Consider the following 22,500-nt stretch of genomic DNA (forward strand, 5'->3'; position numbering starts at 1 on the left):
GGCGCGCCCGTGGCCTCCCGGTTTTCGGGCCCTAGCCCTCCGGCGGCAGGCCGTGCTCCAGCACGTCCAGGGTCCGGTCGACCAGTTCGGCGAGGTCCTCCCGGTGGCCGCTCTCGGCCCAGTACAGCGAGGTCTCCATCAGGCCGCCCATGAGGGCCATCGCGTAGACCCGGACCTCCAGGCCGTCGGGGTCCATGCCGGTGCGCTCCCCGATGACCCGGCACAGCAGCCGGCCGGTGACCGACATGCTCTCCATCATCCGGGAGCGCACGGCGGGGACCTCGACCATGAGTCTGGTCCGCAGCCGGGTCACCTCGCGCTCCTCGGTGTCCAGGAGGCCGAGGGCCCTGCGCATCACATGGCGCAGGGAGTCCAGCCACGGCTCGTCGGCGGGCCGGGCCCGTAGTTCCTCCTCGATCACCGGGTCGTACTCGTCGGTGAGGACGATGTCCTCCTTGGTGGGGAAGTACCGGAACACCGTGGAGGGGGAGACCTCGGCCGCCTCCGCGATCTGCTCGATGGTGGTGGTGTCGTACCCCTGTTCCCTGATCAGCCGGTACGTGGCGTCGCGGATCGCGGTCCGGGTCTTGATCTTCTTCCGTTCGCGAAGCCCCAGCCGGTGTTCGGGGGTGGGGGTCGTGCTCCGTGCTGGGGTGGCGGCCATGGTGGCCATTGTCGGCCATCCGCGGGGGCGGGGGCACGTCATCGATGGCTCCGTGGACCGCCGCACGGCAGTCCGGCTCGACTTGAGAGCTACTCTCAAAAAGTAGCGGCCGTCATTCTGTGGGCCGTCCAGGCAAGGCATTTCTTGACCTGCGCGACGCCTGGATGTCAGTGGGGCGTGTCACTCTGAGATCACGTCGGTTCACGGATCGTGATCTTGGAGGGGGCGAGGTGGACACGTTCGGTGTGAAGGTGCTGGCGCTGGTGACCGCGGTGCTGTGCCTGGCCGGCTATCCGCTCGGCGGCGTGCCCGTCGTGCTGGGGGCCGTGGCGGCCGGGATCACGGTCCTGACATGGCGAGTGGCCGTGGCTTCGAGGCCGCCACGGCCACTGGGGAAGAGGGGTGGGGGGTCCGGGGCGAAGGGTGCCCCGGAGGCGAAGAGGTCAGCTGTGCTGATACGCGACCAGCGAGATGCCCACGTAGTGCACGACGAACGCCGCGAGGGTGAAGGAGTGGAACACCTCGTGGAAACCGAACCAGCGGGGTGAGGGGTTCGGCCGCTTGATGCCGTAGATCACCCCGCCCGCGCTGTAGAGGAGCCCGCCCACGATCACGCACACCAGGACGGCGATCCCACCGCTCCGCATGAAGTCGGGGAGGAAGAACACCGCGGCCCAGCCCATCGCGATGTAGCACGGGGTGTAGAGCCAGCGCGGGGCGCCTATCCAGAACACGCGGAAGGCGATTCCGGCCAGCGCGGCGGCCCAGATGCCCCACAGCAGCCACTGCCCCTTGCCGCCCGGCAGCAGGAGCATGGTCAGCGGGGTGTAGGTGCCCGCGATGATCAGGAAGATGTTCGCGTGGTCGAGTCGGCGCAGGACAGCGTCCATGCGCGGACTCCAATTGCCCCGGTGGTAAAGGGCGCTGACGCCGAATAGCAGGCAGGCCGTCAGCGCGTAGATGCCGCAGGCTATGCGGCCGCGGGGTGAGTCCGCGAGCGCGGTGAGCACCAGCCCGGCGACCAGGACGGCCGGAAACATTCCAGCATGCAGCCAGCCGCGGAGCTTCGGCTTGATCGGATGCGGAAGGGAGAGCGCGGCGGGACCGCGGCCGGCGGCCGGCGTGTCCGTAGGCGCGTCGGGGGCGGACGCAGTCATGCGCCGCATCGTACCTACGGCTTCGTAGGTTGCGAATCAGTCTGGGCCAATGAAAGACGTCACGGCGAAGTGATGGTCTCACGGGAATCCCTGCGGTGAACAGCGGATGAGCGCTAAACGGCACAGGTGCGTGGTGTTGCTCACGTCGCTCAGGTGTGCGGCCCACTGGACAGATGGGCGAAGGAGTCGGATGATCAAATGAGTGCAGTCGGCACCGGATGAGCGCCAGATGATCCACTGTGAGGCATCCGAAGCGTCCGGGTCGAGGCCCCCAAGGGGCAATCAACAACAAATCCCTCACCTAGGAGCAATCGTGGCGCGCGACATCGCGGCTCCCTCAACCGTCCCCACCGAACACAAAGAACTGGTCTCGTGGGTCAACGAGATCGCAGAGCTGACTCAGCCGGACAATGTGGTCTGGTGTGACGGATCCGAAGCCGAGTACGAGCGTCTGTGCGAGGAACTTGTCCAAAAAGGCACCTTCCGGAAGCTCGACCCGATCAAGCGCCCCAACTCGTACTACGCCGCCTCCGACCCGACCGATGTCGCGCGGGTCGAGGACCGTACGTTCATATGCTCCGAGAAAGAGGAGGACGCGGGCCCGACCAACCACTGGAAGGACCCCGCCGAGATGCGGGAGATCTTCGCGGGAGAACAGGGCATCTTCCGCGGCTCGATGCGCGGCCGCACCATGTACGTGGTCCCGTTCTGCATGGGCCCGCTGGGTTCGCCGCTCTCCGCGATCGGCGTGGAGATCACCGACTCCGCGTACGTGGCCGTCTCGATGCGCACCATGACCCGCATGGGACAGCCGGTCCTGGACGAACTGGGCACCGACGGCTTCTTCGTGAAGGCCGTCCACTCCCTCGGTGCGCCGCTCGCCGAGACCGAGGCCGACGTCCCCTGGCCCTGCAACTCCACCAAGTACATCTCGCACTTCCCGGAGACCCGCGAGATCTGGTCCTACGGCTCCGGCTACGGCGGCAACGCGCTGCTGGGCAAGAAGTGCTACGCCCTGCGCATCGCCTCCGTCATGGCGCGCGACGAGGGCTGGCTGGCCGAGCACATGCTGATCCTCAAGCTGACGCCGCCGAGCGGTGAGTCGAAGTACGTGGCCGCCGCGTTCCCGTCGGCATGCGGCAAGACCAACCTCGCCATGCTGGAGCCCACGGTCCGCGGCTGGACGGTGGAGACGATCGGCGACGACATCGCCTGGATGCGGTTCGGCGAGGACGGCCGGCTCTACGCGATCAACCCCGAGGCCGGTTTCTTCGGTGTCGCCCCCGGCACCGGCGAGCACACCAACGCCAACGCGATGAAGACGCTGTGGGGCAACTCCGTCTTCACCAACGTCGCGCTGACCGACGACAACGACATCTGGTGGGAGGGCATGACGGAGGAGACTCCGGCCCACCTCACGGACTGGAAGGGCAACGACTGGACGCCGGAGTCGCAGACGCCGGCCGCCCATCCCAACGCCCGCTTCACCGTGCCCGCCGCGCAGTGCCCGATCATCGCGCCCGAGTGGGAGGACCCCAAGGGCGTGCCCATCTCGGCGATCCTCTTCGGCGGGCGCCGCGCCACGGCCGTCCCGCTGGTGACGGAGTCCTTCGACTGGAACCACGGCGTCTTCCTCGGCGCCAACGTGGCCTCCGAGAAGACCGCCGCCGCCGAGGGCAAGGTCGGGGAACTGCGTCGCGACCCGTTCGCCATGCTGCCCTTCTGCGGCTACAACATGGGCGACTACATGGGTCACTGGGTCGACGTCGCCAAGGGCAAGGACCAGTCCAAGCTCCCGAAGATCTACTACGTGAACTGGTTCCGCAAGAACGACGAGGGCAAGTTCGTGTGGCCGGGCTTCGGTGAGAACAGCCGTGTCCTGAAGTGGATCGTGGACCGTCTCGACGGCAAGGCCGAGGGCGTCGAGACCCCGATCGGCATCCTGCCGACCAAGGAGGCCCTCGACACCGACGGGCTGGAGCTGTCGGAGTCCGACCTGGACTTCCTGCTCACCGTCGACAAGGACGTGTGGCGGGAGGAGGCCGCGCTGGTCCCCGACCACCTCAACACCTTCGGCGACCACACCCCGAAGGAGCTGTGGAACGAGTACCGGGCCCTGGTGCAGCGCCTCGGCTGAGGCGGGCGCACCGCCTGACGTAAGGCTCCGCCTGACGTAAGGCTCCGCGGCCGGCCAGACCTTGCCCTGACCTGCGATGTCGTCCCGCCGGCCGCGGCGACGCACAACGGACCCCGCACAACGGCGTGCGGGGTCCGGGTTTTTGTCCCCGTCAGCGGGAGCGGTCCTCCAGGTACCGCGTGTGGGACTCCTGACGCCGGGCCTCCACCTCGCGCAGCCCGGCCGCCAGCCGGTCCGCCTCGTCGTGCAGCAGTGCCAACTGCCGTTCGAGGTGGCGTTCCGGCGGCTCCTGCCCGGGGGTCAGCCGGGTCCACCACCGGGTGCGTACGAAGGTGTCGACGGCCTCCGGGATGTCCTGGCGGACGGCCCGCGACAGGCTGTGCACTCCCTCCGGGTCCTGCGCCAGGACACCGGCGACCCAGCCGGGGTCCAGCAGGGCGGCCAGCAGCTCGGTCAGCTCGGTGAGCCGGCCGGAGGCGGCGGGCGGCAGCTCCACGTCCCCGAGGTAGGCCCGCAGCTTCTCGAAGTCGCCGCGCAGTTCGTCCAGCTGGGCGGACGGGTCCGGGAAGTCCGGCAGCGGCGGGCGCTCCGGCGGGGCGATCAGCGCACCCGCGCCGTACAGCCCCGCGACGACGACCGGCCAGTACGCGCCCGCGAGACCGGTGAAGGTCAGCACCAGGCCGACGATTCCGCAGGCACACCCGGCGAGGTTCTTCCGGGACTCGAGATGGCGCAGGAACTTGTCACTGGTAGCCACGGATCTCCTCGAAGGCGCCGTCGAGGGAGCCCTTCTGTGCGTCGAAGAGCCTGCCGCCGGTCAGCTCCGCTATGTGCTCGAGCTCATCGCGGTCGGAGTCGCCGAACAGGATCGGGAAGACGGGGATCTCCCGCTGTGCGGCGGGCAGCCCCTGGTAGAAGTCGTCGAACTCGGACGCCTTCGCGCCCGCGGTGTTCTCGCCGTCCGTCATCAGCACGATCGACGTGAACGTGTCGGGGCCGGTGCCCAGATGCCCGTACGCCTTCTGGAGCGAGGTGAAGATCGCGGTGTCGCCGTCGGCGCTGAGCGCGTCGGTGTCCCCGCGGATGGCGTCGAGTCCCGCCCGTGGATCGGCGGGGTCGACCACATGCGTCCGCACGCTCTTCACGTCCGACCCGAACGGCATCAGCGTGACCTCCTCACGGTCGCGGAAGTCCCCCGTGAGATCGGCGAGCGCCGCCTTCAGCCGCTCGATGCGGTCGCCCTCCATGGAGCCGGAGGTGTCCAGCACGTAGACCGTCCGGGAGGGCCTCCTGAGCTTGTTCTCGTAGGAGTCGAGCAGGCCGTCGGCCACGGACCGGCTGCCGGGGAAGGGCAGTTCACGCCGGCGCCCGGTGTCCAGCGCGTCGGAGGGCGGTACCGAGGTGACGACCGGGCGGCGGAAGGTGCTGCGGGTGATCTCGTCCTGGATCTCCGGGGTGCGCAGCGCGTCGGCGACGCGCCGTACCGTGTCGCGGGTGTCCTGGCCGGTCGCGGCGAGCGAGGTCAGCGGGTAGTCGGCGGTGACCACCCCGTCGCGCGGGCGGATCACCGTGAGGTCCTTCATGGGCGTGAGCATCGACTCGTAGTTGATCAACGCGTCCACCGTGCCGCGGCGGCCGTAGGCGGCGGCCAGCCAGCCCGAGGAACCCGAGGTGAGCTTCTGACCCTTGAAGAACTCCTTCAGCCGCGGGGTCGCCTTCGCCACGTCCGCCTCGGTCAGCGCGGACTGGGCGCCGGACAGGCCCGATGCGACCGAGATCAGCGCGGAGAAGCCCGAGTTGGACCGGGCGGGGTCGGTCATCCCGTAGGTCAGCCGCCCGTCCCGGACCGCCTGCTCCACCTGCGACCAGGTGACCTCCTGCGGCTTCCAGCCCAGCCGTCGTACGGTCGTCGTCTTCACGCCGATCGCGACCGGGCTGGTCATGACCGGTGTCTCGGAGACCACTTTCCGCGCCGCGTCCGGGCGCAGGTGCAGATAGTCGTTGGAGGACAGCCACAGGGCGTCGTACCTGCCGTCCGTGGTGTTCTTCGCGAGGAGGGAGACGGCGTCGAGGGTGCCCATGTACGTGGGCCGGATCTTGATGCCGGTCCTCTCCTCGACCTGGTCCAGGACGGGCTCCATGTCGACGAGTTCGCTGGAGGCGAGGACCCGCAGGGTGCCGGGCCGGGGAGCGCCGGGGTCCTCCGTCTCAGCCGAGGACGTGCAGCCCGAACCCAGCAGCACGGCGGCCACCGTGAGCGCGCCCGCACCGACGCGCGGTCGAACTCTCCTGCGCAGTCTCATGCGAGCCCCCCTTCCAGTGCCCCCTGCGCCCGGCTGCGCTCCAAGTACGTGCTCGCCGACTGCAGTTCGGAGGTGAGGGAGGTGACGGTCGCCGCCATCGCCTCGGTGGCCTGCGCCTTGTAGGTGTCGATGGTGTCGAGGGTGCGATAGATCTGCTGGAACGCCGAGCGCAGCGTCTCCACGCCCACCGCCGGGTCGGCGGCGATCCGCTGGATCTCCCCGCTCTGGGTGGCGAGCATCTCCGCGTTGCCGCGGATCAGGTCCTCGGTCGTGCCGCGCAGGGCGTTCACCTGCTCGACGACCTTGCGCTGGTTGTCCAGGGCGGACGCCAGCATCACCGCGATGCGCAGGGCCGAGACGGTGGTGGTGGCGGCCCGGTCGACGCCCTTGATCAGCTCGTCGTTGTTGCGGCGGACGACATCCATGGCCAGATAGCCCTGGGCGCACACCGCGAGCTGGGTCAGCAGGTCCTGGTGCTTCTGCCGGACCGGGAAGAGGACGTCGGCGCGCAGGGTGTCGGCCTCCGCCGGGTCGCGGGCCTCCACAGCCGCCACATGCTCCTCGACGGCCGCGTCCAGGGCCTCGGTGAGGACGACGTACTCCTGGAGCTTGCCCATGGTCTCCCAGAGGCGGACCCGCTCGGTCTGCAGCGCGGCGTTGTCGCGCCGCAGTTCGTCCTGACCGCCGCGCAGCGAGCTGACGATCTTGTTCAGCGTGCCCTGTGCGGACGCGTACTTGGCGATGTGGTCGCGCAGCTTGTTGCCGCCCGGCAGCTTGGCGAGGAACTTACGGGTCCTGCCGCCCGGCAGGTCGCGCGGGTCCAGGTCCTCCACGGTGCGGCGGAGTTCGACGAGTGAGGAGGAGACCCGGGACTGGGCGTCCTCGCCGTTCGCGGGCAGGCTGCGGACGGCGCGCTCCAGCATGCGGTTGGACTGCGCGGCGGCACCGCGCATCTCGCCGGCGCCCAGGGCCGCGATCTCGCCGACCTTGTGAGCGAACTCGGGGGAGCGGGCGTCGAGGGCGGCGAGCGAGCCGACGTACTCGGCGGCCCGGCGCGCCATGTCCGTGCGCACGGACTCGTCGACGGGGACGAGACCGCCGGCCTTGTCGCGGGGGACGGCCGCAACGGGCTGCGGCGGGGTGAGCGTGAACTCGCTCCGGTCGGTGTCCATCCGGCTGTGTTCGGTGTTCATGGTCGTGTTTCCCCTAGCCCCGGGCCCGTCGCGCCATCTCGTGCAGCACCGCGGAGGCGGGCACGGGCGCCTGGTGGAAACCGGTCAGCTTCTGGTTGAGGTACGTGGTGTGGGCGGCGGTGGCCGCGGTGAACTCCCCGGTGTCGCCCTGCGGCCGGAACCCGTGCCGGGCAGCGAGCGCCCGCAGCTTCGGGTCGCTGCTGAGCAGTTCACCCAGCGCCCTGCCCTCGGCGGTGAGGGGTACGACGGTGTGGTCGCTGGTGGTCGTGGTGTCCGGGTAGAGCACGGTGAGGTCGTCGACCTGCTGTCCCTGGGCGAGCAGCGAGGCGACCTGCTGCTCGTAGACGAGGACGAGCGGATTGCCGGCGCCGCTGATGAAGTCGCGGAACGCCGCGTCCGAGCTGGGCTGCTGGGCGCCCTGCACACCGATCAGCTTGCGCATCAGCGGTGCGGTGCGCCCGACGTCCGCGCTGTTCGCGGCGACCCGGTCGCCGGCGGCGACATAGGAGGCGGCGGCGAGGTAGAGGGCGCCGGAGTTGGAGCTGAGCGGGTCGGTGCTGGTGATGTAGACGGCGCCGGTGAGCTCCGCGTAACGCTCCGCGCCCTTCAGCCGCTGCCAAGTGCGGTCCTGCTCGGCCGCCTTGAGGTACTCGGCCATCTTCAGCGTGCCGCGGCCACCGCCCCCGTCGAGAGTGGCGAGGCCGTTCGCGGCCAGTACGGAGGCGGCGACGCGGTGGGCGACGACGACCAGCGGGGAGTAGAACGGGCGCGGCAGCGGCTGCCGGGCCCGGTACTTCTCCGCGAGGGCGTCGGCCGGGGCCTTGCTGGAGGGGAACGCGAAGTCGTACCCCTTGAGGTCGAGGTCCTCCATGGCCCAGGAGCCAGCCGTCTCCGTCTTCACGGTGAAGCCCTTGGCGGAGAGAGCCTTCACCACGTCGGGGTCGGAGAAGAACTCGGCCTTCTCCGACCCGATCACCCCGCGCACGGTCTTCGTTGCCGTGCTCGTGTCCTGTTCGCGGCCGGCGACGACAGCGGCTCCCACGCCGCCGATCAGCAGTACCGCGAGGACGATTCCTATGATTCGTCTCACACTTCGAGCGTGCTCGCGGAACTGGACATTCCAGGGCGTCGGGGGTGAACGGCGGGTGTCCACGTGTTCCCAGTACGCAACCGGAGGAAGCGGCTCCGGGGTGAGGTGCGGCGTGCGACGGGGGGCGTGCGCGTCCGGGGGTGGCGTGCGACGGGGGTTGGAGCGGGGCGCCTGTTCGGCGACGTGAGTCGCGCGGACATTCCGTCAGCGCGAACTCAGGTGACGCCGAAGCGAGCGCGGTGTTGTGGCGCCCGGTCCGCGCGTCGCTGTGGGTGCGCGCGGACCGGGGCCGTGCGGGGAGCCCGGTGGGCTCAGGCGGTGGACGCCAGTTCGCCGTGCTGGAGTGCCGCCGCGTGGGCGTCCACGCGTTCCGCCGCCAGGATCGCCGCCGCGGTGTCCGCCCGGGACGCGGCGACCACCAGGGCCCGGCCCGCGAGGGTGTGCGCCCGCTGGTGCAGTGCCGGAACGCGCCCCGCCTGGCCGGTGGCCGTGGACGTTCGCACGGGGGAGACCCCGCGCAACCGCTCGATCAGTGCGGCCAGCCGCTCCGCCGCGATGTCCAGCTCGGCGGACGGCGCGAGCGCCCGCAGGTCGTCGGTCACCGCGAGCAGTGCCGCGAGATGACCGGCCAGTTGTATGTCCAGCTCCTCCTCGCGTGAGCGATGCGGGAAGTCGGACGTCGTGCCGGCCATCGTGTGGACCGACTTGGTGCGGATCGGTTCGTACATGAGGATGGCCTCCTGTGCTGTCAGGAAGCCATCCTACATTAGAATCCGTCTAAAGTAGAGTTCGCTGGCGGGACGGCGGATCGGGGGATATGCGCGGCGCTCATCAGTGCTGGCCGTAGCCGTCGAGGAAGTTCGCGATCCTGCCCACCGCGTCCGTGAGGTCGCGTGCCGTCGGCAGGGTCACCACCCGGAAGTGGTCCGGTTCCGGCCAGTTGAAGCCCGTGCCCTGGACCACCATGATCTTCTCGCGGCGAAGCAGGTCCAGGACCATCTGCCGGTCGTCCCTGATCTTGAAGACCTTGGGGTCGAGCCGGGGGAAGAGGTAGAGCGCGCCCTTCGGCTTCACACAGCTCACCCCGGGGATCTGTGTCAGCAGGTCGTACGCCACGTCGCGCTGCTCCTTGAGCCGCCCGCCGGGCAGGACCAGGTCGTCGATGGTCTGCCGGCCGCTGAGGGCGGCCGCGACACCGTGCTGTCCGGGCATGTTCGCGCACAGGCGCATGTTCGCCAGGATGGTCAGGCCCTCGATGTACGAGTCCGCGTGCGCGCGCGGTCCGGAGATCGCCATCCAGCCGACCCGGTAGCCGGCCACCCGGTAGGCCTTCGACATCCCGTTGAAGGTGAGCGTGAGCAGATCGGGGGCGATCGCGGCGGTCGGGGTGTGGGTGGTGCCGTCGTAGAGGATCTTGTCGTAGATCTCGTCGGAGCAGACGAGCAGGTTGTGCCGCCGCGCGATGTCCGTGAGGCCGCGCACGACCGCCGCGTCGTACACCGCACCCGTCGGGTTGTTCGGGTTGATGATCACGATCGCCTTGGTGCGGTCGGTGACCTTGCGCTCCACGTCGGCGAGGTCGGGCATCCAGTCGGACTGCTCGTCGCAGCGGTAGTGCACGGCGGTGCCGCCGGACAGGGAGACGGCCGCGGTCCACAGCGGGTAGTCCGGCGACGGCACGAGCACCTCGTCGCCGTCGTCCAGCAGGCCCTGCATCGCCATCACGATCAGCTCGGAGACGCCGTTGCCGATGAAGACGTGCTCGACGTCTGTCTCTATGCCGAGGGTCTGGTTGTGCATGACGACGGCTCGGCGCGCCGCGAGCAGGCCCTTGGCGTCGCCGTAACCGTGGGCCGAGGAGACGTTGCGGAGGATGTCCTCGAGGATCTCGGGCGGGCACTCGAAGCCGAACGCCGCCGGGTTCCCGGTGTTCAGCTTGAGGATGCGATGACCCGCTGCCTCCAGCCGCATCGCCTCTTCAAGTACCGGACCCCGGATCTCGTAACAGACGTTGGCGAGCTTCGTGGACTGGATCACCTGCATGTCCGTGAGCTTACGGCCGAGTAACGCTCACCGCTCCGTGTTTTGCACCACTTGGTCCGATCGACGTGCTCGTTTCCCGGTCCCGCCGCCCGGTCGACGAGGCTGCGCTTTGGGTGGTTATCGCCGGTAACCGCATCATCAGACTCTCCTGCATCTAGAATGCGCCACCATGGCTAGGGAGCATCGGTCCGGCAAGGGGACGTCCGACGCGAACACCGCGCACCGCGCGAACGGCGCGAACGCCGCCGAAGGGGCGAACCGGGAAGACGGCGCGGCCCCGGAGCCGCCGAAGGTGTACCTCCCGAGTGCCGACACGACGCCCGAGTACGACCGGTACCTCGACCCGGCGCTGGCCCATGGCTGGCAGAACGCCTACGACGAGACCCAGAAACTGCCCGTGACCCCGGACGGCCCGTTCGGCGACGCACCGGTGCCCGCCGGACCCGACCGGGGCGACCCGGCTCCTGGCGCTGTGGTGCCGGATGGCGGGTTGCCGGGCGGTGGGCTGCCGGAGGGCGCGGTTCCGGAGGGTGGGTTGGAGGGCGGTGGGCTCCCGGGCGGTGGGCTGCCGGGGGGCGCGGTTCCGGAGGGTGGGTTGCCGGGCGGTGGGCTGCCGGGGGGCGCGGTGCCGGAGGGTGGGTTGCCGGGCGGTGGGCTGCCGATGGGTGCGGTCCCGGGCGGTGTGCTGCCGGACGGTGCGATGCCGGTGGGTGCGCCGCCGGACGGGCTTGCTCATGACGGCGTTGGCCAGGTCGGTCCGACTCAGGAGTCCCCGACTTACGACGTCTATCCCGGGTCGGCTCATGACGGCACGGCCCACCCGGGCGGCACGGCCGGCACCCACGGCTACGACGCCCATGAGGGCTATTACGCCCATGACGGCTACGACACCCGTGACGACTACGACGTCTATGGCGCTCATGACGCCCCCTACGGCCTTGCCGGCGGTGGCGCGGCCCACGGGGCCCCGATACCCGTGGGAAGGGCCCAGCGGCGCGCACAGGCCGCCCGGCGTGGCCGTGTGATGCGCCGGGCGGTCGTGGCCGCCGGTGCGGTCTGCGTCCTGGGGGTCGTCGCCGGGTTCTCCGGGCTCTTCGGATCAGGCTCCGGGGGTGGGGCAGGAGACCCGGGAGGGACGCCGCTGCCGAAGAGCGAGCGATCCGCGGACCCCACGGACGCCGACGGGTCCACCGCGACATCCACCACCGTCCCCGGCGCCGACCCCTCCGGCTCCGCCGAGGCGTCGTCGAGTCCGAGCGCCTCACGCAGCACCGCCCCGGCCGGGCAGGCCACCGGGACCCCCACCGAGTCCGAGTCCGCGGCCCCCGCCCCGCCCGCGCCCGATCCGGCCACGGACACCCCGGACGAGCCGGACAACCCCGGCAACGGCCGGGGGCGCGGTGCCACCAAGGGGCCCAAGTAGGCGTCACCGAAGGGTGAAAGGTGCGGAAGCGGCGGCCGGCGGCCGCCGCGTCCGCGGGTCGTTCCGCATACGACACCATGTCGCCCGGGGATCATGCCCGTCACACAGCGCATGACAATCATGCGAGTGGCGGGAAGATTTCCCGCCACGCCAGAGGGGACCCCACATGAACAAGCCTCTCGTCGCCGCGCTCGCCACCCTGGTCATCACCGGGGCGGGCACGGCAACCGCGGTCGCGGCACCGGCGCAGGAACCGACGGTGTCCGCCGCGGCGCAGGAGTCGACGGTGTCCGCCGCCGCCCCGGCAGTCCAGGCCGTGGACTTCGCCGGCACCGTCTCGCTCAGCAACTGCTCCGGCTCCGTGGTCCGTCTGCCGGCCTCCGAGGACAACGACCCGGCGCTGGTGCTCTCCAACGGCCATTGCCTGGAGTCCGGTTTCCCGGCCGCCGGCGAGGTCGTCGTCGACCGGCCCTCCAGCCGTACCTTCGGTCTGCTCAACTCCTCCGGCACCCGCGTCGGCACCCTGCGGGCCAGCAAGATCGCCTACGCGACGATGACCGACACCGACATGGCGCTGTATCAGCTCACCACCACATACGCGCAGATCAAGAGCTCGTACGGGATCAACGCGCTGACCCTGGACGCCGCGCGCCCGGCGGCCGGGACGGCCATCAAGGTCGTCTCCGGGTACTGGAAGCGGATCTACAGCTGCAACGTCGACGGATTCGCCTACCGCCTCAAGGAGGGCGACTGGACCTGGAAGGACTCGGTCCGTTACACCTCCGCCTGCAACACCATCGGTGGTACGTCCGGCTCGCCCGTCATCGACGCCACCACCGGCAAGGTCGTCGCCGTCAACAACACCGGCAACGAGGACGGCGAGCGCTGCACCGTGAACAACCCCTGCGAGGTCGACGCGAGCGGCAACGTCACCGTCCGCCAGGGCATCAACTACGCGCAGCAGACCTATCAGGTCGTGCCGTGCGTCGGGCTCGACAACAAGGTCGACCTGAGCCGCAGCGGGTGCACCCTGCCCAAGCCGTGACCCTCGCCGGGCGGGCGGTCGGCGGTCGCTTCAGTCGTACGGCGGTCACTTCAGTCGTACGGCGGTCACTGTTGTCGTACGGCGCTCACGTCGGCGTACGGCGGACCGCCCGCCCGGCCAGGACGTCCGTGCGCCGGCCGTCCTCGATCACGAAACGGCCGTCGACGAGCACGTACGGGATACCGGTCGGCAGGGTCCGCGGGGCCTCGAAGGTGGAACCGGCGGCGACCGTGTCCGGGTCGAAGAGGACGAGGTCGGCGCGATGGCCCTCATGGACCAGCCCCCGGTCGGGCAGCCGCAGTCGGGCGGCGGGCCGTGAGGTCAGATGGGCGACGCACTCCTCCAGGCCGAAAACCCCCAACTCCCGTACGTAATGGCCGAGATAGTGCGGGAACGTGCCGTACGCGCGCGGGTGGGGCTTGGCTCCGCGCAGGATGCCGTCGGAGCCGCCGGTGTGGACACGGTGGCGCATGATGGCGCGCACGTTCTCCTCGTGGCCGACGTGCTGGAGGATGCTGGACCCCAGCCGGTCCCGCAACAGCAGTTCGCGGGCGGTGGTCCACGGGGTCTCGCCGCGGGCGTCCGCGGACTGCCGGACCGTCCTGCCGACGTACGACGACAGGTCCGGGTCGGTGACGCCGGAGATCTCGATGGTGTCCCACTCGATGGGGACGCCGTGGCAGCCGTCGGCGCCGACAACCTCCATGTGGTGGCGGATCCGTTCGGCGGTGCCGTCGTCCCGCAGCCGCTCGAGGATCGCCTCCGGACCGCCCTCGCTCGCCCAACTGGGCAGCATCGCCACGAGGGTGGTGCACCCGGGCGTGTAGGGATAGGTGTCGAGGGTGATGTCGGCACCGTCCGCCAGGGCCGCGTCGAGCAGTGCCAGGAGCTCCGGGGCCCTGCCCTTGTTCACGCCGAAGTTCATGGTGGCGTGGGCGAGATGGAGGGCGCAGTCCGCGGTGCGGGTCAGCTCGACCATCTCCTCGTACGCCTCGAGCGCCCCGGCTCCGTAACTCCGGTGGTGCGGGCAGTAGTAGCCGCCGTACTCGGCCACCACCCGGCACAGTTCTGTGAGTTCGGCGTCCTTCGCGTACATGCCGGGGGTGTAGGTGAGGCCGGAGGACATGCCGACGGCGCCCTCCCGCATCCCCTGCGCCACCAACTCCCGCATCCGGTCGAGCTCTTCGGGGGTCGCCTCGCGGTCCTCCCAGCCGACGGCGAGCATCCGGACGGTGCCCTGGGGGATGAGGTAGGCGGCGTTCACGGCGATGCCCTCGCCGTCGAAGCCGTGGTCGAGGCGGTCCAGGTACTCGCCGACCGTGCGCCAGTCGAAGTCGATGTCCTCGCCGTGACCGTTCCACCCGGTGATCGCCGTGCGGACCTCCTGGAGGGTGCGGTCGTCGACCGGGGCGTACGACAGCCCGTCCTGCCCGATGACCTCCAGGGTCACCCCCTGCGCGGCCTTGGCGCTGTGGTCGGGGTCGCGCAGGAGGGCGAGGTCGCTGTGGGCGTGCATGTCGATGAAGCCCGGCGCGAGCACCAGGCCGTCGGCGTCGAGCACCCGCCGCCCGCCGAGCCCCCCGCCCCGCTCGATGCTGACGATCCGCCCGCCCTGGACGCCGACGTCGGCGCGGTAGGAAGGCCCGCCCGTGCCGTCGACCACACGCGCGCCCCGTACGACGAGTTCCACCCCGACCACCCCTTCCGAGCTCGAAGAACGTCCGTCTGAACGCAGAACGTCTGTCAACAACGTTTGTCAGACGTCTGTCATCAGAAGAACGTCCGGACGTAGTCCGTGACCGTTCCGTCCGCCTCCACCACCGGAATCAGCTGCCACTTGTCGAACGACGTGCACGGGTGCGAAAGCCCCATGCCCACCCAGTCACCCACCCGTAGCTCCGCCTCCGGGGCCGTGCGCAGCCAGCCGTGCTGGTCGGACAGGGCCGTGACCGTGATACCGGCGGCGGGGCGCTCCACGCCGTCCGCCCGGACCACCTGGACCTCCGGCAGGTCCAGGTCGTACGCGGCGTCCCGCTTGCCCGCGTTGACGAACGCCTGCTCCGGCGAAGGCCGGGAGACCACCTGCGCCCAGAGCCGGAACGCCGGGTGCAGTTCGCCCTCCTCGGGGACGCGGGTGAACGGCGTCACCCTGCGGTAGTGGCCGTCGTCGTGCGAGACATACGCACCCGAGCGCAGCACCTTCCGTACGGGCAGCGACAGTTCGGGGATCTCGGCGAAGACCTCCGCCACCGCGTCGAACCAGGCGCTGCCGCCCGCGCTCACCACGATCTCGTCCAGGCCCGTCCCGTCGAACCGGCCCGCCTTGTCGAAGTCCGCCGCCAGGGCCGTCAGCCGTCGCAGCCAGGTACGCACGCGTTGCGGGTCCGGCTGCGGCACCTCGCCCTCGTAGCCGGCCACCCCCACCAGCCGGAGGGACGGGGACGCGGCCACCGCGTCCGCCACCCGCGCGCACTCCGCCTCCGTACGTACCCCCGTGCGCGCCCCCTCGCCCGCGGCCAGCTCCACCACCACGTCGACCTGGCGCCCGGTGTCGGCCAGCGCCGTGTCCGACAGCGCCGCGTCCATCAGCTCGACGCCGTGCACCGAGTCCACGTAGCAGACGAGGCGGAAGCCGGGATCGGCGGCCAGCTCGGCGGCGAGCCAGGCGAGCGCCGCCGGGTCCACCAGCTCGTTCGCCAGGAACACCCGCCGGATCCCGTACGCCCGCGCCACCCGCACCTGGTGCGGCACCGCCAGTGTGATCCCCCACGCGCCGTGCTCGATCTGCCGCCGGAACAGCTGGGGAGCCATCGACGTCTTGCCGTGCGGGGCGAAGGACAGGCCGTGCCGCTGCGCGTACTCCTCCATCAGGCGCAGGTTGTGGTCCAGGCGCTCGGCGGACAGGGCGAGGAGGGGGGTGGTGAAACCGCCGGTGAAGAGATTGCGGCGCTGGGCCGCGAGCTCCGCGACGGTCAGCCCCTCGGCGTCCGGCGGGAGACCCTTGAAGCGGTGGTCCACGCGCTCCGCGGCCAGCGCGGCGAAGGCCTCGGCCGCGGCGTTTTCCTCGACCGCGGCGTCGGCCCCGGCTGCGGCGTCGGCCGCGACGTCTGAGTCGACCTCTGTCGCGGTGTCGGCTTCGGCGGGTTTGTCTGCGGCCATGGAGCCTCCTCGGAGAGGTTGCGTCGGCGTAGGTCGGTGGAAGCTGCGCGAGTTTGCGTTGCACGCTGCGCAACGCGCATTGCGTATATCGCTCACCGCTGTCTAACATCCGAGCCGACGCCGGGTCAACGGTGCCCACGGTCCGTCCGGTCCGTCCGCCCGTCCGGCCCGCCGACCGCGACCGAGCGACAGCGAGGAGCAGGAACCATCGTGACCGTCCCCGGATCCGCCCGCACCGTCCCGGCAGCGCACGCCGACGCCGCGCGCGTCGACGTGGTCGCGCTCGGCGAGTCCATGGTCACCTTCCTGCCGTCCCGCCCCGGCCGTCTCGCCGACGTACCGTCCTTCGACCGGGGCATCGGCGGCGCCGAGTCCAACGTGGCCTGCGGGCTGGCCCTCGCCGGCCACACCGTGAAATGGATCAGCCGGGTCGGCGCTGACGGCTTCGGCGACCATCTGCTGGAGCGGATCGCCTCGTACGGCGTCGACGTGGGCGCCGTACAGCGCGATCCGCTGCGGCCGACCGGGATCTACTTCCGCACGGCGGGGGAGCGGGCGGTGGCACGGGCGGCAGGGTCCCCCGGGGAGCGGGATGCCGCCGCGCTCTCCGAGGTCGTCTACTACCGCACCGGCTCCGCCGCCTCCGTGATGTCCCCCGCCACCATGCCCGCCGCCGAACTCGACTCCGGACACGTCCTGCACCTCTCCGGCATCACACCCGCCCTGTCCGACGACTGCCTCGCGCTCGTACGACAGCTCACCGCACCCCGTCCCGGCCGCCCCCTCGTCTCCTTCGACGTCAACTACCGGGTGAGTCTGTGGCGCGACCCCGCCGAGGCCGGTGAGACGCTCCTCGCCCTGGCCCGCGACGCCGACCTGGTGTTCGTCGGCGAGGACGAGGCGGAGGCCGCGTGGGGCGTCACCGGAGGACCGGAGGCCATCCGTGACGCGCTGCCGGAACCGGACCTGCTCGTCGTCAAACAGGGCGCGCACGGCGTCACCCTCTTCGAGGGCAACGCCTCAAAGGCGCACCGCTTCGAGGAGGACACCGTCACCTTCGCCCCGGCCCTGCACGTCAGCGTCGTCGCTCCGGTCGGCGCCGGTGACGCCTTCGCCGCCGGGTTCCTCTCCGCCACCCTGCGCGGCCTCGGCGCCCGCGACCGGCTCCGGCACGGTCATCTGATGGCGGCCGGAGCCCTCACCGTCCCCGGCGACATCGGCACCGTGCCCTCCCGCGCGCTCGCCGACCGTCTCGCCGCCCTCGACGAGCACGAGTGGGGGACACTTCGACTCGGCCCCGGCTGGACCGAAGCCGTCGCCGAGGGGGCCAAGGAGGAGGTACACACCCCATGAGCCAGACAGTCGACCGAGCGCTGTCCATCTTGCCGCTGCTGGCCGAGGGGCCCGCCGACCTCGGCCGGGTCGCGGCGCGGCTCGGCGTCCACAAGTCCACCGCGCTGCGCCTCCTGCGCACCCTCCACGAACACGGCCTGGTCTACCGCCAGTCCGACCAGCGCTACCGCCTCGGCGCCAAGCTCTTCGCCCTCGCCCAGGAGGCGGTGGAGAACCTCGACATCCGCGAGATCGCCCACCCCCACCTCGTGGAACTCAACGAGAAGTGCGGCCACACCGTGCACCTCGCCGTCTACGAGGAGGACGAGGTCCTCTACATCGACAAGGTGGAGAGCCGCTACCCCGTGCGCATGTACTCGCGCATCGGCAAACCGGTGGCCATCACCGTCGCCGCCGTCGCCAAACTGCTCCTCGCCGACCTGCCCGAACCCGAGCGCCGCGCCCTCGCGGAGAAGCTCGACTACCCCATGTACACGGCCCGTTCGATCCCCGACGCCACCGCCTTCCTCCGGGAACTGGCGACGGTCCGCGAACAGGGCTGGGCCACCGACCTCGGCGGCCACGAGGAGTCCATCAACTGCGTGGGCGCGCCGATCCGCGGCGCGGACGGCCGGGTCGTCGCGGCCATGTCGGTGTCCGCGCCCAACGTCGTCGTCACCGCCGACGAACTCCTCACCCTGCTCCCCATGGTGCGCCGCACGGCGGACGCCGTCAGCCGCGAGTACTCCGGCCGGACGCCGGCCAAGGACACCGCGTGACCGAGACACGACCGACAACCGAGAAGGGCTCCGTATGACCGACAAGATCGCGCTCACCCCGAAGACCCACACCACCCCGCCCGCGAAGTTCTCGCACGGTGTGAAGAAGGGCAACATCCTCCAGGTCGCGGGCCAGGTCGGCTTCCTGCCCGCCGAGGAGGGCAAGCCCCCCACGCCCGCGGGGCCGACCCTGCGCGAACAGACCCTCCAGACCCTCGCCAACGTCAAGTCGGTCCTCGAGGAGGGCGGCGCCACCTGGGACGACGTGATGATGATCCGCGTCTACCTCACGGACGTGGACCATTTCGCGGAGATGAACGAGATCTACAACGCGTACTTCGCGGAGCACCTCACAGCGGCTCCGGCGGCCCGCACGACCGTGTACGTGGGCCTTCCGGCCGGACTGCTGATCGAGATCGACGCGCTGGCGGTGCTCGACAGCTGAGCCGAGGTGCCGTGCCCCTCAAGGGGCGCGGGACCGTACGACGCGCGGCTCCTCGCGGCTTCGCCGCCCGAGCACGACGGGCCACGACGAACCCGCACCCAACCCGCAGCCAACCCGCACCCGGCAATGGCGCCCGGCCTCCACGGCGCCGTGCCGCACTCCCCCCACACAAAAACTGATGAAATCACGAGGTTTCCACTGTCATGCCCCCCACAACCCCGCACACAGGCGGCCTCCTGGCCCTCATAGACGGCACCGCAGGCCTCCTCACCCTCGCGGCGCTCGGCATAGTCCTCCTGCTCGTCCTGATCATCAAGGTCAGACTGCAGCCCTTCGTGGCCCTCCTCGCCGTTTCCATAGCCGTCGGCCTCGGTGCCGGCCTCTCCGTCACCGAACTCTTCGGCACCGTCCAGAAGTCCGACGCCGTCTCGCTCATCGAGTCCGGGATGGGCGGCACACTCGGCCATGTCGCGATCATCATCGGCCTGGGCACCATGCTCGGCGCGGTGCTGGAGGTCTCCGGCGGTGCCGAGGTGCTCGCCGCCCGGTTGCTCGGCCTCTTCGGTGAGAAGCGCGCCCCACTCGCCATGGGACTCACCGGCCTGATCTTCGGCATCCCGGTCTTCTTCGACGTCGGCATCTTCGTGCTCGCGCCGATCGTGTACGCGGCCGCCAAGCGGGGCGGCAAGTCGATCGTGCTCTACTCCATGCCGCTGCTCGCCGGTCTGTCCGTCACCCACGCCTTCCTGCCGCCGCACCCCGGCCCGGTCGCCGCCGCCGGACTGCTGAAGGTCGACCTCGGCTGGGTCATCCTGATGGGCGTCGTCTGCGGCATTCCCGCCGTGCTCGCCGCCTGGGCCTGGTCGGCCTGGATCGGCAAGCGGATCTTCGTGCCGGTACCGCAGGACATGGTCGAGGCCGCGGAGGAGTCCAAGGCGGAACTCGCCGAGGAACAGCGCCGGGAGGGCGTGACGCCGCCCGAGAAGCCGGTCCCGCTCTCCGTCGTCCTCACGATCATCGGCACCCCGCTCGTCCTGATCCTGATGGCAACGTTTTCCTCCATCGCCTTCGACCCGTCCACGGGCCGCAGCGTGATCGAGTTCTTCGGCCACCCCTTCGTCGCGCTGACCATCGCGCTGCTGCTCGCGTACTACCTCCTCGGCATCCGCCGCGGCTGGTCCCGCAAGTCCCTGGAGACGGTGTCCACCGCGTCCCTGAAGCCCGTCGGCAACATCCTCCTCGTGGTCGGCGCGGGCGGGGTCTTCGGAGCGGTGCTCAAGGGCAGCGGGGTGGCCCAGGCCCTGTCGGACACCTTCAACGACGTGGGTCTTCCGGTGATCGTGCTGTCGTACCTGATCTCGCTGGTGCTGCGGGTGGCCCAGGGCTCGGCCACGGTCGCGATCGTCACGACGGCCGGCATCGTGGCGCCGCTCCTCTCCGAGGGCGACCACTCGCAGGCCTTCATCGCCCTGGTCATCATGGCGATCTCGGCGGGCTCCATCTTCGCCTCGCACGTCAACGACGGCGGCTTCTGGATGGTGGCCAAGTACTTCGGCATCAGCGAGCGCGACACCCTCAAGACCTGGACCGTCCTGGAGACGGTGCTGTCGGTCGCCGGGTTCGTGATGGCGGCGGTGCTCAGTCTCTTCGTTTGACTTCCGCTCCCTGGGCTAAGGGGTCCTTTCACTATGTCCGCCCGGGTCGCGTGGTCTGGTGCCGTGCATCGCAAGGCGCCGGAAGGTCCTCGTAGCGCAGCGCCGCGCTGGGCCGGTACGAGTACCGGTCTTACCTGCGCTCCACAGGCTGACACCGCCAGTCCGGCGGCCTTGGCGACGTTGACCGCCGCGTTGATGTCCCGGTCGAGGACGGCCCTGCAAGCCCCGCCTTCCCACACGCGGATGTGCAGGGGGTTGGGGCCGTCCTTGACGCCGCAGGCTGAGCAGACCCGGGAGGTCGGCTCGAACCGTCCGATGCGGAGGAAGCTGCGGCCGAACTTCGCGGCCTTGTACTCCAGCGTCGGAGGCCAGTTGGTCAACCGCACTGGCGGGCACAGTGGCTGTGGTCCGGGTCATCGGCTCGGCCGAGCGCGCGCCGCTCGGCTGGCGGCGGGTGCACGGCGCGATTGCACCGGGGCGAGCAGTGGCGCGACCGCGCCACCGCGAACCGGGCCGTCGCGCGACGTTCGCCGTGCAGACCCCGCTGAGCCGTCGTGCGAGGGCGACCTCGCGGGCGAAGCGTCTGCGGTCCCCCTCACCTGCGGTCCCCCTCACCGACGACCCCTTCGGCGAGCAGGGTCTTCACGGCGACGAGCCGGCCGCCGGGGGAGCGCGCGACATGCACACGGCCCATGCCACCGGAGCCGAGCCGTGCGAGGACGCGGTACGGGCCGATGGGCGTGGGGTCGTCCGCTCCGGGAGGCAACAGCCAGGTACGCCGGCCCGTGCCTCCGCCTTCACCGTCGCTCATGTCCCGCCCCGTGGGTCACATGACTGACCGACAGCGCAAGTCCCCGTCCCCGGGGCGTGACGTCCTTTCGTGACCCACTCGCGCAGCTGCCGTCACATCCGGTTCCGGGCGGGGCGGAGGCCGTGGAAACGGGTCGGTGGTCTCCTTGCCGGGGCGGTGGGGGCGCGACAGCAAGGGGATGAATCAGGGTGTTCGGGGCCTGACTGTTCCTGGCACAGGATCATCGACCATACTGCCCGCTGTGGAGCAGCGCATAGGTTCGAGCAACAGGTCCCTGGACGTCGCCGCGGTCGACCCGTCGCACATCCCCGGGCTCACGTCGCCCGTATCCGCCGGGCCCAAGAAGGCCGCCGGGCAGGAGAAGGCCGCCGGGCAGGAGAAGGCCGACGAGCACGAGAAGGCAGACGAGCTCGAGGACGCGGCCTCGGAGGAGAAGTCCTCGGACGAGACGGCCGAGGAGACGCCCGGGTCCTCTGCGGGCACCTCGGACGAAGCAGCCGGCGAAGTGGCGGACGAGGAGCCGGGCGAGGAGTCGGAGGAGGCGGTCGACGGTCCGGCCTTCGAGGCGTCCGACCGGCGCGCGAAGATCGTGGCCGATCGCCGAGGCGTCCGACTCCGCCTGGACGACCAGGAGTGCGAGTTCCGCTGGGACGAGATCGGCGCGATCGAGACCGAGTCCCCGCGCTTCGGCAAGCGTTTCACCGTGACGGTCCACACCCCCGACCGCCGCTGGTACCCCATCGAGATCGAAGCGAACTCCCGCTCCCTGCATACGGAGTGGGAGACCCAGCTGGACGACGTACTGGACGCGTACTTCGAGGAAGCCCAGGAACCTCCGTCCGAGAAGAAGGAGACTTCGGAGTAAGGGCGCCCCGAAAGGGGCGCGGGGAACTGCGCGCTCAGCCAGGGAGGCCCGGTAGCCGCGAACGGCGGTCGCTTCCCGAGCTGTTGGCGCTGCCGGGGGCGGGTGTGCGCCCCGAAAGGGGCGCGGGGAACTGGCGCTCAGCCAAAGACGCCCCGCAGCCGCGAACGGGCGATAGCTTCCGAGCTGTTGGGCGCCCCGGGGCAGCTGCGCCCCTGCCGGGCAAGCCCCACCGCAGGTGGGCTCACCCGGCCAGGGGCCTGTGCCCAGGCCAAAGTAGCTGTTGTCGTTCCGAATCTGAGGGCGGTGTTTTCGCTGGTCAGGCATAGGGCCGGTGAATCGGTGGGAGTGGTGGCGTGTTGTGTCGTCGCTCCCCGGGAGGTTGCGGATGCCGTCGGTCGT

Annotated in this window: 19 protein-coding genes and 1 pseudogene; 8 read left to right on the forward strand and 12 right to left on the reverse strand. The window is 70.5% G+C overall.

Annotated elements, in window-relative coordinates; all coding sequences use genetic code 11:
• Positions 1–31 precede the first annotated feature (31 nt).
• Entirely contained in the window at positions 32–673 is a 642-nt protein-coding gene (locus EF387_RS36310) for a TetR/AcrR family transcriptional regulator (protein ID WP_128380862.1), read from the reverse strand.
• Positions 674–1,107: 434 nt separating this feature from the next.
• Positions 1,108–1,821, reverse strand: coding sequence for a PAQR family membrane homeostasis protein TrhA (gene trhA, locus EF387_RS36315; RefSeq protein ID WP_128380863.1), 714 nt, complete (start codon positions 1,819–1,821; stop codon positions 1,108–1,110).
• Between the two features lie 313 nt (positions 1,822–2,134).
• Here trhA and EF387_RS36320 point away from each other — a divergent pair, with 313 nt between their 5' ends.
• A complete protein-coding gene (locus EF387_RS36320; protein WP_128380864.1) occupies positions 2,135–3,958 on the forward strand; it encodes a phosphoenolpyruvate carboxykinase (GTP) in 1,824 nt (607 codons plus the stop codon).
• A 151-nt stretch (positions 3,959–4,109) separates the two neighbouring features.
• Here the strand turns inward: EF387_RS36320 and EF387_RS36325 are convergent, their stop codons facing one another.
• The 6 genes from EF387_RS36325 to EF387_RS36350 form a co-directional block, all read right to left on the reverse strand.
• The gene (locus tag EF387_RS36325; protein WP_202918478.1) at positions 4,110–4,715 is read right to left on the reverse strand and encodes a hypothetical protein; all 606 of its coding nucleotides are present in this window, start codon (positions 4,713–4,715) and stop codon (positions 4,110–4,112) included.
• Positions 4,702–6,261: a vWA domain-containing protein gene (locus EF387_RS36330; RefSeq protein ID WP_128380865.1), complete on the reverse strand. Its 1,560-nt coding sequence runs from the start codon at positions 6,259–6,261 to the stop codon at positions 4,702–4,704. Before EF387_RS36330 ends, EF387_RS36325 begins: the two co-directional genes overlap by 14 nt.
• The gene (locus EF387_RS36335; protein WP_202918479.1) at positions 6,258–7,454 is read right to left on the reverse strand and encodes a toxic anion resistance protein; all 1,197 of its coding nucleotides are present in this window, start codon (positions 7,452–7,454) and stop codon (positions 6,258–6,260) included. Before EF387_RS36335 ends, EF387_RS36330 begins: the two co-directional genes overlap by 4 nt.
• 13 nt (positions 7,455–7,467) lie before the next feature.
• Entirely contained in the window at positions 7,468–8,544 is a 1,077-nt protein-coding gene (locus EF387_RS36340) for a hypothetical protein (RefSeq protein ID WP_128380866.1), read from the reverse strand.
• Positions 8,545–8,855: 311 nt separating this feature from the next.
• A complete protein-coding gene (locus EF387_RS36345) occupies positions 8,856–9,272 on the reverse strand; it encodes an SCO4983 family protein (protein WP_128380867.1) in 417 nt (138 codons plus the stop codon).
• A gap of 103 nt (positions 9,273–9,375) precedes the next feature.
• Positions 9,376–10,587, reverse strand: coding sequence for a pyridoxal phosphate-dependent aminotransferase (locus tag EF387_RS36350; RefSeq protein WP_128380868.1), 1,212 nt, complete (start codon positions 10,585–10,587; stop codon positions 9,376–9,378).
• A 169-nt stretch (positions 10,588–10,756) separates the two neighbouring features.
• Here EF387_RS36350 and EF387_RS36355 point away from each other — a divergent pair, with 169 nt between their 5' ends.
• Both EF387_RS36355 and EF387_RS36360 read left to right on the forward strand, forming a co-directional pair.
• The gene (locus EF387_RS36355; RefSeq protein WP_128380869.1) at positions 10,757–12,010 is read left to right on the forward strand and encodes a hypothetical protein; all 1,254 of its coding nucleotides are present in this window, start codon (positions 10,757–10,759) and stop codon (positions 12,008–12,010) included.
• Between the two features lie 166 nt (positions 12,011–12,176).
• On the forward strand, positions 12,177–13,055 hold the full coding sequence (locus EF387_RS36360; protein WP_128380870.1) for a trypsin-like serine peptidase: 879 nt from the start codon (positions 12,177–12,179) through the stop codon (positions 13,053–13,055).
• 85 nt (positions 13,056–13,140) lie between these two features.
• Here EF387_RS36360 and EF387_RS36365 read toward each other — a convergent pair whose 3' ends face one another.
• Together EF387_RS36365 and EF387_RS36370 are read right to left on the reverse strand one after the other, a co-directional pair.
• Positions 13,141–14,745: an N-acyl-D-amino-acid deacylase family protein gene (locus tag EF387_RS36365; protein ID WP_128380871.1), complete on the reverse strand. Its 1,605-nt coding sequence runs from the start codon at positions 14,743–14,745 to the stop codon at positions 13,141–13,143.
• A gap of 80 nt (positions 14,746–14,825) precedes the next feature.
• Positions 14,826–16,214 (reverse strand): amino acid deaminase, encoded by a 1,389-nt coding sequence (locus EF387_RS36370; protein WP_128380872.1) that lies wholly within the window; start codon positions 16,212–16,214, stop codon positions 14,826–14,828.
• Between the two features lie 210 nt (positions 16,215–16,424).
• On the opposite strand from EF387_RS36370, the gene EF387_RS36375 reads away from it, so the two are divergent.
• The 4 genes from EF387_RS36375 (at position 16,425) to EF387_RS36390 (ending at position 20,425) form a co-directional block, all read left to right on the forward strand.
• A complete protein-coding gene (locus tag EF387_RS36375) occupies positions 16,425–17,567 on the forward strand; it encodes a sugar kinase (RefSeq protein ID WP_274388974.1) in 1,143 nt (380 codons plus the stop codon).
• The gene (locus EF387_RS36380; RefSeq protein ID WP_128380873.1) at positions 17,564–18,325 is read left to right on the forward strand and encodes an IclR family transcriptional regulator; all 762 of its coding nucleotides are present in this window, start codon (positions 17,564–17,566) and stop codon (positions 18,323–18,325) included. The genes EF387_RS36375 and EF387_RS36380 overlap by 4 nt, the downstream gene beginning before the upstream one ends.
• 34 nt (positions 18,326–18,359) lie before the next feature.
• A complete protein-coding gene (locus EF387_RS36385; protein WP_128380874.1) occupies positions 18,360–18,770 on the forward strand; it encodes a RidA family protein in 411 nt (136 codons plus the stop codon).
• A gap of 203 nt (positions 18,771–18,973) precedes the next feature.
• Complete coding sequence (locus tag EF387_RS36390) at positions 18,974–20,425, forward strand: GntP family permease (RefSeq protein WP_128380875.1); 1,452 nt, start codon at positions 18,974–18,976, stop codon at positions 20,423–20,425.
• Positions 20,426–20,661: 236 nt separating this feature from the next.
• On the opposite strand, the pseudogene EF387_RS50185 reads toward EF387_RS36390, so the two are convergent.
• Both EF387_RS50185 and EF387_RS36400 read right to left on the reverse strand, forming a co-directional pair.
• Positions 20,662–20,811, reverse strand: a pseudogene (locus EF387_RS50185) (zinc ribbon domain-containing protein); the annotation flags it as partial.
• A gap of 209 nt (positions 20,812–21,020) precedes the next feature.
• A complete protein-coding gene (locus EF387_RS36400) occupies positions 21,021–21,236 on the reverse strand; it encodes a hypothetical protein (RefSeq protein WP_128380876.1) in 216 nt (71 codons plus the stop codon).
• A gap of 241 nt (positions 21,237–21,477) precedes the next feature.
• On the opposite strand from EF387_RS36400, the gene EF387_RS36405 reads away from it, so the two are divergent.
• A complete protein-coding gene (locus EF387_RS36405; protein WP_128380877.1) occupies positions 21,478–22,101 on the forward strand; it encodes a hypothetical protein in 624 nt (207 codons plus the stop codon).
• The last annotated feature ends 399 nt before the right edge of the window (positions 22,102–22,500 follow it).

The organism is Streptomyces cavernae, from assembly GCF_004023625.1.
Lineage (GTDB): Bacteria > Actinomycetota > Actinomycetes > Streptomycetales > Streptomycetaceae > Streptomyces > Streptomyces cavernae.

What these genes read in the sequence shown, in the direction of transcription:
- EF387_RS36310 (WP_128380862.1), bottom strand. Translation starts at nt 673, where the DNA reads ATGGCCACCATGGCCGCCACCCCAGCACGGAGCACGACCCCCACCCCC.
- trhA (WP_128380863.1), bottom strand. Translation starts at nt 1,821, where the DNA reads ATGACTGCGTCCGCCCCCGACGCGCCTACGGACACGCCGGCCGCCGGC.
- EF387_RS36330 (WP_128380865.1), bottom strand. Translation starts at nt 6,261, where the DNA reads ATGAGACTGCGCAGGAGAGTTCGACCGCGCGTCGGTGCGGGCGCGCTC.
- EF387_RS36335 (WP_202918479.1), bottom strand. Translation starts at nt 7,454, where the DNA reads ATGAACACCGAACACAGCCGGATGGACACCGACCGGAGCGAGTTCACG.
- EF387_RS36345 (WP_128380867.1), bottom strand. Translation starts at nt 9,272, where the DNA reads ATGTACGAACCGATCCGCACCAAGTCGGTCCACACGATGGCCGGCACG.
- EF387_RS36350 (WP_128380868.1), bottom strand. Translation starts at nt 10,587, where the DNA reads ATGCAGGTGATCCAGTCCACGAAGCTCGCCAACGTCTGTTACGAGATC.
- EF387_RS36355 (WP_128380869.1), top strand. Translation starts at nt 10,757, where the DNA reads ATGGCTAGGGAGCATCGGTCCGGCAAGGGGACGTCCGACGCGAACACC.
- EF387_RS36360 (WP_128380870.1), top strand. Translation starts at nt 12,177, where the DNA reads ATGAACAAGCCTCTCGTCGCCGCGCTCGCCACCCTGGTCATCACCGGG.
- EF387_RS36370 (WP_128380872.1), bottom strand. Translation starts at nt 16,214, where the DNA reads ATGGCCGCAGACAAACCCGCCGAAGCCGACACCGCGACAGAGGTCGAC.
- EF387_RS36380 (WP_128380873.1), top strand. Translation starts at nt 17,564, where the DNA reads ATGAGCCAGACAGTCGACCGAGCGCTGTCCATCTTGCCGCTGCTGGCC.
- EF387_RS36385 (WP_128380874.1), top strand. Translation starts at nt 18,360, where the DNA reads ATGACCGACAAGATCGCGCTCACCCCGAAGACCCACACCACCCCGCCC.
- EF387_RS36390 (WP_128380875.1), top strand. Translation starts at nt 18,974, where the DNA reads ATGCCCCCCACAACCCCGCACACAGGCGGCCTCCTGGCCCTCATAGAC.
- EF387_RS36400 (WP_128380876.1), bottom strand. Translation starts at nt 21,236, where the DNA reads ATGAGCGACGGTGAAGGCGGAGGCACGGGCCGGCGTACCTGGCTGTTG.